The organism is Streptomyces sp. NPDC025651, from assembly GCF_055558735.1.
In genome coordinates, this window is the sequence record NZ_JBVHLZ010000017.1 from 85,426 (window position 1) to 96,910 (window position 11,485).

The 11,485-nt window shown below is 70.8% G+C and carries 10 protein-coding genes; 4 read left to right on the top strand and 6 right to left on the bottom strand.

Features of this window, described 5'->3' with window-relative positions; all coding sequences use genetic code 11:
- Positions 1-11: 11 nt before the first annotated feature.
- The 4 genes from ACZ4D5_RS39620 to ACZ4D5_RS39635 all read right to left on the bottom strand — a co-directional run bounded on the left by ACZ4D5_RS39620 (position 12) and on the right by ACZ4D5_RS39635 (position 2,086).
- Complete coding sequence (locus ACZ4D5_RS39620) at positions 12-689, bottom strand: potassium channel family protein (RefSeq protein ID WP_467777343.1); 678 nt, start codon at positions 687-689, stop codon at positions 12-14.
- Positions 689-1,357 (bottom strand): potassium channel family protein, encoded by a 669-nt coding sequence (locus ACZ4D5_RS39625; RefSeq protein WP_055701217.1) that lies wholly within the window; start codon positions 1,355-1,357, stop codon positions 689-691. Before ACZ4D5_RS39625 ends, ACZ4D5_RS39620 begins: the two co-directional genes overlap by 1 nt.
- A 157-nt stretch (positions 1,358-1,514) precedes the next feature.
- Positions 1,515-1,721: a hypothetical protein gene (locus ACZ4D5_RS39630; protein WP_467777344.1), complete on the bottom strand. Its 207-nt coding sequence runs from the start codon at positions 1,719-1,721 to the stop codon at positions 1,515-1,517.
- A 32-nt stretch (positions 1,722-1,753) separates the two neighbouring features.
- Positions 1,754-2,086: an ArsR/SmtB family transcription factor gene (locus ACZ4D5_RS39635; protein ID WP_467777345.1), complete on the bottom strand. Its 333-nt coding sequence runs from the start codon at positions 2,084-2,086 to the stop codon at positions 1,754-1,756.
- A 198-nt stretch (positions 2,087-2,284) separates the two neighbouring features.
- Here ACZ4D5_RS39635 and ACZ4D5_RS39640 point away from each other — a divergent pair, with 198 nt between their 5' ends.
- The 3 genes from ACZ4D5_RS39640 to ACZ4D5_RS39650 all read left to right on the top strand — a co-directional run bounded on the left by ACZ4D5_RS39640 (position 2,285) and on the right by ACZ4D5_RS39650 (position 8,159).
- Entirely contained in the window at positions 2,285-4,558 is a 2,274-nt protein-coding gene (locus ACZ4D5_RS39640; protein WP_467777346.1) for an MMPL family transporter, read from the top strand.
- 60 nt (positions 4,559-4,618) lie between these two features.
- On the top strand, positions 4,619-6,673 hold the full coding sequence (locus ACZ4D5_RS39645; RefSeq protein ID WP_467777347.1) for an APC family permease: 2,055 nt from the start codon (positions 4,619-4,621) through the stop codon (positions 6,671-6,673).
- Between the two features lie 103 nt (positions 6,674-6,776).
- A complete protein-coding gene (locus ACZ4D5_RS39650; protein WP_467777348.1) occupies positions 6,777-8,159 on the top strand; it encodes a class I SAM-dependent RNA methyltransferase in 1,383 nt (460 codons plus the stop codon).
- Positions 8,160-8,181: 22 nt separating this feature from the next.
- Here ACZ4D5_RS39650 and ACZ4D5_RS39655 read toward each other — a convergent pair whose 3' ends face one another.
- Together ACZ4D5_RS39655 and ACZ4D5_RS39660 are read right to left on the bottom strand one after the other, a co-directional pair.
- Entirely contained in the window at positions 8,182-9,306 is a 1,125-nt protein-coding gene (locus ACZ4D5_RS39655) for a sensor histidine kinase (protein ID WP_467777349.1), read from the bottom strand.
- Positions 9,303-9,977: a response regulator gene (locus tag ACZ4D5_RS39660; RefSeq protein ID WP_467777408.1), complete on the bottom strand. Its 675-nt coding sequence runs from the start codon at positions 9,975-9,977 to the stop codon at positions 9,303-9,305. The genes ACZ4D5_RS39655 and ACZ4D5_RS39660 overlap by 4 nt, the downstream gene beginning before the upstream one ends.
- Before the next feature lie 362 nt (positions 9,978-10,339).
- Between ACZ4D5_RS39660 and ACZ4D5_RS39665 the strand changes: the two genes are divergently transcribed.
- Entirely contained in the window at positions 10,340-11,482 is a 1,143-nt protein-coding gene (locus tag ACZ4D5_RS39665) for a DUF418 domain-containing protein (RefSeq protein ID WP_467777350.1), read from the top strand.
- The last annotated feature ends 3 nt before the right edge of the window (positions 11,483-11,485 follow it).

The following is an 11,485-nucleotide window of genomic DNA, read 5'->3' on the forward strand; positions in this document are numbered from 1 at the left end:
CTTACGGGGCCTCAGCCCACCGTGTCCTCGCGGCGTACGGAGAGAAGGTCCTCCAGCTGCTCCTCACGGGCCTGAGCCGCCACGAAGAGGAGCTCGTCACCCGCTTCCAGGGAGTCGTCCGGGGTCGGCGCGAGGACGCGCGTACCGCGGATGATCGTGACCAGCGAGGTGTCCTCGGGCCACTCCACGTCGCCGACCCGGGTGCCCGCGAGGGCCGACTCGGGCGGCAGCGTCAGCTCGACGAGGTTCGCGTCGCCGTGGCTGAAGCGCAGCAGGCGCACCAGGTCGCCGACGCTCACCGCCTCCTCGACGAGCGCGGACATCAGGCGCGGCGTGGAGACCGCGACGTCGACGCCCCAGGACTCGTTGAAGAGCCACTCGTTCTTGGGGTTGTTCACGCGGGCGACGACCCGCGGGACGCCGTACTCGGTCTTGGCGAGGAGGGAGACGACGAGGTTGACCTTGTCGTCGCCGGTGGCCGCGATGACCACGTTGCAGCGCTGCAGCGCCGCCTCGTCCAGGGACGTGATCTCGCAGGCGTCGGCGAGCAGCCACTCGGCCTGCGGCACGCGCTCGACGGAGATGGCCGTCGGCGCCTTGTCGACGAGAAGGACCTCGTGGCCGTTCTCCAGGAGCTCACCGGCGATGGAGCGGCCCACCGCGCCGGCTCCGGCAATGGCGACCCTCATCAGTGACCGCCCTCCTCGGGGCCTTCGGCGAACGCCGCTTCGACCTTCTCGACCTCGTTGGTGCGCATCATCACGTGCACCAGGTCGCCCTCCTGCAGCACCGTCTGCGAGGTCGGCAGGACCGCCTCGCCCAGCCGGGTGAGGAACGCCACGCGGACGCCGGTCTCCTCCTGGAGGCGGCTGATCTTGTGGCCGATCCACGACGACGACGCGTGCACCTCGGCGAGCTGTACGCCGCCGGTGGGGTCGCGCCACAGCGGCTCGGCCCCCGACGGGAGCAGACGGCGCAGCATCTGGTCCGCGGTCCAGCGGACGGTGGCGACCGTCGGGATGCCCAGGCGCTGGTAGACCTCGGCACGGCGCGGGTCGTAGATACGGGCGGCGACGTTCTCGATGCCGAACATCTCGCGGGCGACGCGCGCGGCGATGATGTTGGAGTTGTCGCCGCTGCTGACGGCGGCGAAGGCGCCCGCCTCCTCGATGCCGGCCTCGCGCAGGGTGTCCTGGTCGAAGCCGATGCCGGTGACGCGGCGGCCGCCGAACCCGGAGCCGAGGCGGCGGAAGGCCGTGGGGTCCTGGTCGACGACCGCGACCGTGTGCCCCTGTTGTTCCAGGGTCTGCGCGAGAGCTGAACCGACTCTCCCGCAGCCCATGATGACGATGTGCACGACCGTCCTTCCGGCTGTGTCAATACTTTGTGCTCAGACTGAACGGTAAAAGCGTCTCAGACCGGAGCCCAAGCTACACACGCGCGGTCGGCGGAGGGCACCCCCGTGCACCGGCCGGTGCCGGTCGCGGGGGTCCGCGGGCCGGGCGGGGCCGTGGTCAGTCCACGCTGCGCAGCAGACCCTCCACGTTCTGCAGCCGGTGACCGAGCTCGACGAGCTGCAGGCGGGTCGCCTCCTGCTCGGACCGGGCGCGCTCGACGGCCTCGCGGTAGCTGTGCATGGCCTCCGCGTACTGCTGGTCGCGCTCGCGGTTGCGCTGCGACTGGAAGTACGCGACGGCGACGATCGCGGCGGCGAGCACCACGAAAAAAGCGATTGGGATGATCACGTCGTCCACTAGGACGTCCCCTTCGGTGAGTGCTGTCCGTCTTCGCCCGTCTGGTCCTGGCGGGCGGCCGCGATGATCGTATCCACGTTCAACCGCACGTCGAACGGCGCCAGTTGGAAGTACTTGAGCGCCTTGCCGTCGTCGGAGAGCTCCAGGCGGCCGGAGACGATGCCGGCCTTCTCCATGCGTTCGAGGTGCATGTAGAGCAGAGGGCGGGACACCCCGAGCCTGCGGGCCAGTTCGCTGACGTACAGCTCGCCCGACGAGAGCTCGGTGATGATCCGGATGCGCTGCGCATGGCCGACCGCGGCGAGAAAAGCCAGCAGCTCCTCGCTGTCCATGTAGTGCCTTTGCGCTGGTCCCGAAAGTTGTCGGTCAAGGCTTCAGCATGACGGGCTCCACTGTCAATCCGCTCTCCGCCCGCCTCGCATCCCCGCCCGTCACGAATGACAGTTGACGGCTTGATCGGTCACCTGTCAGTCTCAACTTACATGCCCTCCATGGCGGGGTGGCGCACGGACGCAGAGGGTGGGACGGACATGAGAGAGCGATCGGTCACGGTGCGCGTGGCCCGTTGGAGCGCGCTGCACCCATGGCGGGCGGTCGTCGGGTGGCTGGTCTTCGTGGTGCTGTGCCTCGGGGGCGGGATCGCCGCCGGCATGAACAGCGCCGCCTCCGCGGACTACCGCGTGGGCGAGGCGGGCCGGGCCGAGGCGCTGGCGACCGAGGGCGGCGTCCAGCTCAGGCCCACGGAGCAGGTGCTGATCCGCGCCGAGTCAGGCCCGCTGGACCGGAAGGCCGCCGACGCCGCCGTCGAGGACGTCACCGCACGGATGAAGGCCCTGCCCGAGGTCGCCTCGGTGGCCGCGCCGGTGCGCTCGGCCGACGGCCGTGTCCTGCGCGTCCAGGTGGAGCTGGCCGGCCCCGACCAGGACGCCAAGAACAACGTCGTCCCGCTCCGCGCCGAGACCGAGAAGGTCGTGAAGGCCCACCCGGACCTCGTGATCGAGGAGACCGGCGGCGCCTCCGTCAGCAAGGGCGTCAACGACCAGCGCGGCAAGGACCTCGCCTTCTCCGAGGTGATCACGCTGCCCATCACCCTCATCACGCTCGCGGTGGTCTTCGGCTCGGTCGTCATGGTCGGCGTACCGCTGCTGCTCGCCGTCACCTCGATCATGGCGACCATGGGCCTGGCGATGCTGGCCTCGCACCTGCTGCCGGACACCGGTGTCGGGATGAACATGATCCTGCTCATCGGCATGGCCGTCGGCGTCGATTACACGCTCTTCTACCTCAAGCGCGAGCGCGAGGAGCGGGCCCGCGCGGGCGGCCGCCTCACCTCGGAGGCGCTCGTCGAGGCCGCCGCCGCGACGGCGGGCCGGGCGATCGTGGTGTCCGGGCTCGCCGTGATCGTCTCGACCGCCACGCTCTTCCTGGCCGGTGACGTCATCTTCGACTCGCTCGCCACCGGCACCATCCTGGTCGTCGCCGTCGCCGTGGTCAGCTCGGTGACGGTGCTGCCCGCGCTCCTGGTCAGGCTCGGCCGGCGGAGCGAGCGCCGCGCGGCCAAGCGCCTGGCGCAGGGCAAGCCGGTGCGCGGCGACGAGGACGGGAAGCCGGGCCGGGTCTGGAACCTGCTGCTCGCGCCGGCCCGCAAGCGCCCCGCGCTCACCCTGTGCCTCTCGGTCCTCGCGCTGCTCGGCCTCGCCGTGCCCGCGCTCGACATGAAGCTCAAGGACCCCGCGCGCGACAGCTTCTCGCGTGAGATACCGGCGATGCAGGGGTACGACAGGCTGCTCGACGCCTTCCCGGAGCAGCGCGTCCGCCACCTGGTCGTGGTGCGCGCCGAGGCCGCGCGGGCCGACGAGGTGAAGGAGGCGCTGCGCGAGGCGCACCGCAGGGCGGCGGCCGACCCGCTCTTCGCGCAGCACGGACGTCCGGTCCTGCGCTCCTCCGAGGACCTGAGGACCACCACCCTGGAGCTGAACGCCGCGCACGCGACGTACTCGAAGGAGGCCGTCGCCACCCTCGACCACCTCCGCGACGACTTCCTCCCCGCGACCGTCGGCAGGCTGCCCGGCGTCGAGACGGCCGTCACCGGCGAGGTGGCCCGCGGCACCGACTACGTCGAGCACCAGAACGAGAAGCTGCCGCTCGTCCTCGGCTTCCTGCTCCTGATGACCTTCGCCATGACGGTCTACGCGTTCCGCTCCGTCGTCCTCGGACTGCTCGGCGTCGTCCTCAACCTGCTCTCCGCCGCCTCCGCGCTCGGCCTGCTCGTCCTCGTCTTCCAGGGCGACTGGGCCGAGGGCCTGCTCTCCTTCGTCTCGCTCGGCGGGATCTCCTCGCGCGTACCGCTCTTCCTCCTCGTGATCCTCTTCGGGCTCTCGATGGATTACCAGGTCTTCGTGGTCAGCCGGATCCGTGAGGCCGCCCTGAACGGCGTGCCCACGCGCCAGGCGGTCCTCGACGGCATCGCGTCCTCCGCCAAGGTCGTCACCAGCGCGGCGGTCGTCATGGTCACCGTCTTCGCGAGCTTCGTGATGCTGCACATCCTGGAGATGAAGCAGATGGGCTTCGTCCTCGCGGCGGCCGTCCTGCTCGACGCGTTCGTGATCCGCGTCATGATCCTGCCCGCGGCGCTGCTCCTGCTCGGCCGCGCCACCTGGTGGCCCTCAGGGGCGATCCGCCGGACCGGGGACAAGGCCGGGGACAAGGCCAGGGACATGGCCGGGGCCAGGGTCGCGGAAGGCGTGGACGTACGTCCGGATTCCGGTCACCCGGAGGGGCGCAGGGTCGCACAGGGCGGATAACCGGAGCAGTTGGGGGTGGTGGGTGGGCGGGCACCCATTCGAACGCTTACGATCCTCTGCGTGTCCAAACTGACCGACGTGCCCAAACGGATCCTCATCGGGCGCGCACTGCGCAGTGATCGGCTCGGAGAAACGCTCCTGCCGAAGCGCATCGCACTCCCCGTCTTCGCATCCGACCCGCTCTCCTCCGTGGCGTACGCGCCGGGAGAGGTCCTTCTCGTCCTCTCCATCGCGGGTGTGTCGGCGTACCACTTCAGCCCGTGGATCGCCGTCGCGGTCGTCGTACTGATGTTCACGGTGGTGGCGTCGTACAGACAGAACGTGCACGCGTACCCGAGCGGCGGTGGCGACTACGAGGTCGCCACCACCAACCTCGGACCCAAGGCCGGGCTGACCGTCGCGAGCGCCCTGCTCGTCGACTACGTCCTGACCGTGGCCGTGTCGATCTCCTCGGGCATCGAGAACCTCGGCTCGGCCGTCCCGTTCGTGGTCGAGCACAAGGTGCTCTGCGCGGTCGGCGTGATCGTGCTCCTCACGCTGATGAACCTGCGCGGCGTGAAGGAGTCGGGCAAGCTCTTCGCCATCCCGACGTACGTCTTCGTCGCCGGCGTCTTCATCATGATCGCGTGGGGTGCCTTCCGGGGCATCGTCCTGGACGACACCATGAAGGCGCCCACCGCCGACTACGAGATCAAGCCCGAGCACCAGGGACTCGCGGGCTTCGCGCTCGTCTTCCTGCTGCTGCGCGCGTTCTCCTCCGGCTGTGCCGCCCTCACCGGCGTCGAGGCGATCAGCAACGGCGTCCCGGCCTTCCGCAAGCCGAAGTCCAAGAACGCCGCGACGACGCTCGCGCTGATGGGCGGCCTCGCCGTCACGATGTTCTGCGGCATCATCGGCCTCGCCATGGCGACCAACGTCCGCATGGCCGAGAACCCGGCCAAGGACCTCGTCCACAACGGCGCGCCGGTCGGCTCGGACTACGTCCAGAACCCTGTGATCTCCCAGGTCGCCGAGGCGGTCTTCGGCAACGGCAGCTTCCTGTTCATCGTGCTCGCCGCGGCCACGGCCCTCGTCCTGTTCCTCGCGGCCAACACGGCGTACAACGGCTTCCCGCTGCTCGGCTCGATCCTGGCCCAGGACCGCTACCTGCCGCGCCAGCTGCACACCCGCGGCGACCGCCTCGCGTTCTCCAACGGCATCGTGCTGCTCGCGGGCGCGGCCGCGCTCCTGGTCTTCATCTACGGCGCCGACTCGACCCGCCTGATCCAGCTCTACATCGTCGGCGTCTTCGTCTCCTTCACGCTCAGCCAGATCGGCATGGTCCGGCACTGGAACCGCCACCTGGCCACCGAGAAGGACCAGAACAAGCGGCGCCGCATGGTCCGCTCCCGCGCGATCAACACCTTCGGCGCCTTCTTCACCGGCCTGGTGCTCGTCGTCGTACTCGTCACCAAGTTCACGCACGGCGCCTGGGTCGCGCTGCTCGGCATGGTGATCTTCTACGCGACGATGACGGCGATCCGCCGCCACTACGACCGCGTGGCCGAGGAGATCGCCGCCCCCGAGACCCCCTCCGACGAGAGCGTGCGCCCCTCCCGGGTCCACTCGATCGTCCTGGTCTCCAAGATCCACCGCCCGACGCTGCGCGCCCTCTCGTACGCGAAGCTGATGCGCTCCCACACCCTGGAGGCGCTCAGCATCAACGTCGACCCGGCGGAGACCAAGGCCCTGAAGGAGGAGTGGGAGCGCCGCGGCATCACGGTCCCCCTGAAGGTCCTCGACTCTCCCTACCGCGAGATCACGCGCCCGATCATCGAGTACGTGAAGAACCTGCGCCGCGAGAGCCCGCGCGACGTGGTCAGCGTGATCATCCCCGAGTACGTGGTGGGCCACTGGTACGAGCACCTGCTCCACAACCAGAGCGCGCTGCGCCTCAAGGGCCGCCTGCTCTTCACACCGGGCGTGATGGTGACGTCCGTCCCCTACCAGCTGGACTCCTCCGAGGCCGCGAAGAAGCGGGCCCGCAGGCGGTCGGAGTGGAACGCGCCGGGCGCGGTGCGGCGGGGGCCGGTGGAGAAGCCGAGGCGGACCAAGGAGCCGAGCAAGAAGGGCTGACTGTGCCGGGGACGGCTCTGTGGTGAGCGGCCGGACGACACCCACGTAGACTGGTGGGCTGTTGTCCGGCCGTTCCCCTTTTACGTTGTGGAGTCACCCCGCCATGCAGGCAGAACCGAAGAATTCGCAGGTTTCGCGGGCGGGGAACGCGCGGGCGGGCGCCTCCGAGGCGGCCGTCTCGCTGGTCGGCCAGGAGTACGAGGTCGAGGTCGGCCCCGTCGCGCACGGCGGCCACTGCATCGCCCGTACGGCCGAGGGCCAGGTCCTCTTCGTACGGCACGCGCTGCCCGGCGAGAAGGTCGTCGCACGCGTGACCGAGGGCGAGGAGGGCGCGCGCTTCCTGCGCGCGGACGCCGTCACGGTGGTGGAGGCGTCCAAGGACCGCGTCGAGGCCCCCTGCCCGTACGCGGGCCCCGGCCGCTGCGGCGGCTGCGACTGGCAGCACGCCAAGCCGGGCGCGCAGCGCCGCCTCAAGGGCGAGGTCGTCGCCGAGCAGCTCAAGCGCCTGGCGGGCCTGACCCCGGAGGAGGCGGGCTGGGACGGCACGGTCATGCCGGCGGAGGGCGACAAGGTGCCGGCGGGCGAGGTCCCCGCCTGGCGTACGCGCGTGCAGTACGCGGTGGACGCCGACGGCAACGCCGGTCTGCGCCGCCACCGCTCGCACGAGGTCGAGCCGATCGAGCACTGCATGATCGCGGCGCCCGGGGTCTCCGAGCTCGGCATCGAGGAGCGGGACTGGTCGGGCATGGCCTCGATCGAGGCGATCGCGGCGAGCGGCTCCCAGGACCGCCAGGTGATCCTGGCCCCGAAGCCCGGCGCGCGCCTGCCCATCGTGGAACTGGACAAGCCGGTCTCGGTGATGCGCGTCGGCGAGAAGGACGGCGGGGTCCACCGCGTCCACGGCCGGCCCTTCGTCCGCGAGCGCGCCGACGGCCGCACGTACCGCGTCGGCAGCGGCGGCTTCTGGCAGGTCCACCCGAAGGCGGCGGAGACGCTGATGCTCGCCGTCATGCAGGGCCTGACCCCGCGCAAGGGCGAGACGGCCCTCGACCTCTACTGCGGCGTCGGCCTCTTCGCGGGCGCCCTTGCCGACCGCGTCGGGGACAAGGGCGCGGTGCTCGGCATCGAGTCCGGCAAGCGCGCGGTGGAGGACGCCCGCCACAACCTCGCGGCGTTCGACCGCGTCCGCATCGAGCAGGGCAAGGTCGAAGCGGTCCTGCCGCGCACGGGCATCACCGAGGTCGACCTCATCGTCCTGGACCCGCCCCGCGCGGGCGCGGGCAAGCAGACGGTGCGTCATCTGTCGGGGCTGGGTGCGCGGCGCATCGCGTACGTGGCCTGCGATCCGGCGGCGCTGGCGCGGGACCTGGGGTACTTCCGGGAGGGCGGGTACCGGGTGCGGACGCTGCGGGCGTTTGATCTGTTTCCTATGACGCATCATGTGGAGTGCGTCGCGATCCTTGAGCCGGTCGCCAAGGGTGCCTGACGCTCGTTCTGACGGGGTGTGCTCAGGTGGGGCGCGAGGGGGCCCGTAGGGCGACTTTGAATCCGCCCTGTGGGGTGGGGGCGGCGGTGAGGGTGCCGTCGAGGAGTTCGGCGCGTTCTCGTAGGCCGATGAGGCCGTGGCGGGCGCTGGGCAGGGGGACCGACGGGCGGGTGGGGGCCGTGTTGGTGACCGTGACGCCGAAGTGGTGGGCGTCGTGCCACAGGCGGACCTCGGCGCGGGCTCCGGGGGCGTGTTTGCGCACGTTGGTGAGGGCCTCTTGGACCGTGCGGTAGATGGTGCGTTGGGCCGTGGTGCTGGTGTGGGGCGGGAGTTCGCCCGTCAAGGTGGTCTCGATGCCGCTGTTGGCGATCAGCTGCTGGAGGTCGGCGAGGGTGGGCTGGGGGGTGAGTTCGGTCTCCCTGCCGCCGGAGGCGCGCAGCAGGGTGACCATGTGGCGCAGTTCGTCGAGGGTGTTCACGCTCAGGGTCCGGATGGCGCGGGCGCCGTCGCGGGCCTGCGGGTCCTCGGCGGCGACCTGGAGGGCTCCGGCCTGTACGGCGATGAGGCTGACCTGGTGGGAGACGACGTCGTGCATCTCGCGGGCCAGTTGGGCGCGTTCGCGGGCGAGGACGGTCTGGGCGTACAGGGCGCGTTCGTGTTCGCGGGCCTCCTCGACCTCGGCGAGCTGGCGGGCCACGTCGTGCCTGGCCTGGACGAGCTGGCCGATCAGGACCGGGGCGGCGGCGGTGGCCAGCGTGTAGGCGAACTGCACGAGCGTCCAGGTCCGGTCGCCGGAGAACGTGTCGGACAGCGGCCAAGCGAGGGTGCTCACTGCCGCGCTGAGCAGGGCGCAGCCGGCCAGGAGCGGGCGGTTGCGGGTGACCGTGGCCAGTGTGTACAGGGCGGCGAACGGCGCAACGGCCACGTCCATGAACACGAGCAGGGGCAGGCTCAGCAGGAAGGCGATCAGCGGCAGCCGCCTGCGCAGGAACAGTGCGGCGCAGCTCAGGGCGGCCCAGGCCCACATGAACGAGGTGGTGTCCTCGGCGAAGAGGTTGATCCATGCGTCGAATGCGGCGAGTGCGACGAGGACCGTGTCGACGGCCCAGGGCGGCACGCGCCGCCACAGTGCCGGGCCGGTGCTCATCGCCCGCTGTCCCGGGCCGTGGGGTCGCCGTCGTCGCTGCCGCCGAGCAGCCCGGCACGCTCGGCGAGGAGCGCCGCCTGGACGCGGCTGGAGACCCGCAGCTTGGTCAGGATCGAGCTGACGTGGTCCTTGACGGTGCCCGCGCTGAGGTGGATGCGGGTGCCGATGTCGGCGTTGGAGAGCCCTTCGGCGATCAGGACGAGGACGTCGCGTTCGCGGTCGCTGAGCAGGTCCACCCGCGCCACGTCCGCGTCCTTGGGCCCGCCTGCGCCGGGGTGGCTGCGCAGCAGGGCGCGTGAGGCTTTCGGGGACATCACCACGCCGCCCGCGGCCAACGTACGTACCAGCTGGGCGAGTTGTTCGGGTTCGGTGTCCTTGAGGAGGAAGCCGGAGGCTCCCGAGCGCAGCGCGGTCAGGATGTACTCGTCGGTGTCGAAGGTGGTCAGCATCGCCACCTGGGGTGGTGCGGGAAGTTCCTGGACGTGCCGCAGGACGGTCAGGCCGTCGACGTCCGGCATGCGGATGTCGAGGAGCACGACGTCCGGCTGCTCGCGGCGAATCACGTCGGCGGCCTGCGCCCCCTCAGCCGTCGCCACGACCTGGATGCCGTCGGCGGCGTTCAGGATCAGCTCGAATCCGGAGCGCACCAGCGCCTCGTCGTCCACCACCACTACCCGGATCACCGGCGTTCCGCCTCACCCTCGTCCGTCCTGTCCCGCTGTACGGCGACTCGTACGCCCGTACGGTGATCGCTTGCTGTCGACCGTACGTGCACTGGCGCGCAAGGCGGCGCCACCGCTGCGGACACCAGCCACCCGGCAGACCCGTTCCAGCCGTTCGGGGGGAGCGCTCCGGCCCGTCGGCGGGGGCCTCACCGAAGCCTGCCGGATGGTCCGCCCGCGTATCGCACCGGGAGATTCGACGTATGACACGGATACCCCCACCGCAGGAGACACCCGCCCTCCCGGACAAGGCGTCGCCACGCCCCGCGACCTCGCAGGAGTCCGCCGGGCGAGCTCCCGGCGGTCCCTCCATGGGACGTCTGGTCGGGGTGGACCTGGCCCGCGCCCTGGCGGTGTTCGGCATGTACGTCGTCCACATCGGGCCGATGCCGGGGAACACGACCGGCCTCGGCACCTGGGTCCGCTTCCTGGCCGACGGGCATTCGTCGGTGCTGTTCGCGACCCTTGCCGGGTTCTCGTTGACGCTGATCGCCGGGCGTCGTGAGCCGAAGACCGGCCTGGCCGGGCGGCAGGCGAAGGTCCGGATCGCGATCCGTGCCGTGGTCCTGCTGGTGCTGGGCACGGTGATGGCGATGGAGTACGGCGGCGTGATCATTCTCGGCTTCTACGGTGTCTACTTCCTCTGCGCCTTGCCGCTGGTGCGGCTGTCGGCCAAGGCGCTGGCGCTGATCGCGGCGGGGCTCGCGCTCGTGATGCCCCAGCTGGCGTCCGTCCTGACCGCCCAGCTGAGCGACTCTCTCCGGCAGAGCGTCAACGCCCACGACCCGCTGCACCGGCTGAGCGAGGTGGGCGTGCTCGATCTGCTGCTCACCGGCTTCTACCCGGCGCTCACGTGGATGCCGTTCGTGGTCGCCGGTATGGCGCTGGCCCGCCTCGACCTGTCCGCCACTGTCGTGCGGTGGCGCGTGGCCGCGCTCGGCGCCTCCCTCACGGTGACCGCGTACGGACTGTCCCTGCTGCTTGCGGGCAAGAACGCGCTGCGCAGCACGGCGGAGGACGGGTCTTCGTCCAGCGGCTCCGGGGCGCCGCCCAAGGGCGGCGAGGAACTCGGGTCCCAACTGTTCTCCTCGGACCACCTCCTGACCGCCGGGCCGCACAGCGGCACGACGTTCGACATCATCGGCAGCGTGGGTGTCGCGATCCTCGTGATCGTGGGCGCGACCGCGCTCATGGACTGCCTGCCGCGGTTGCGCCGTCTGGCGAAGCCGGTCATCGCCGTGGGCGCTATGTCCCTGACGGCCTACGTCGGCCACTTCCTCGCGCAGTCCGCGTGGCCCGCTTCCGGAGCCGGCACCACGAAGTCCTGGGTGCCCGTGCTCCTGTACATCCTGGGGGCGATCGTGTTCGCCTCGGCCTGGTCCCGCTTCTTCCGCCGTGGCCCGCTGGAGTATCTGCTCAACGCCGCCACCAAGCCCGCCGCGTACATCCGGTGAGGT

Bases quoted from the DNA above. Each gene is read 5' to 3' on its own strand.
- ACZ4D5_RS39620 (WP_467777343.1), bottom strand. From the start codon at position 689: ATGAGGGTCGCCATTGCCGGAGCCGGCGCGGTGGGCCGCTCCATCGCC.
- ACZ4D5_RS39635 (WP_467777345.1), bottom strand. From the start codon at position 2,086: ATGGACAGCGAGGAGCTGCTGGCTTTTCTCGCCGCGGTCGGCCATGCG.
- ACZ4D5_RS39640 (WP_467777346.1), top strand. From the start codon at position 2,285: ATGAGAGAGCGATCGGTCACGGTGCGCGTGGCCCGTTGGAGCGCGCTG.
- ACZ4D5_RS39650 (WP_467777348.1), top strand. From the start codon at position 6,777: ATGCAGGCAGAACCGAAGAATTCGCAGGTTTCGCGGGCGGGGAACGCG.
- ACZ4D5_RS39655 (WP_467777349.1), bottom strand. From the start codon at position 9,306: ATGAGCACCGGCCCGGCACTGTGGCGGCGCGTGCCGCCCTGGGCCGTC.
- ACZ4D5_RS39665 (WP_467777350.1), top strand. From the start codon at position 10,340: ATGGGACGTCTGGTCGGGGTGGACCTGGCCCGCGCCCTGGCGGTGTTC.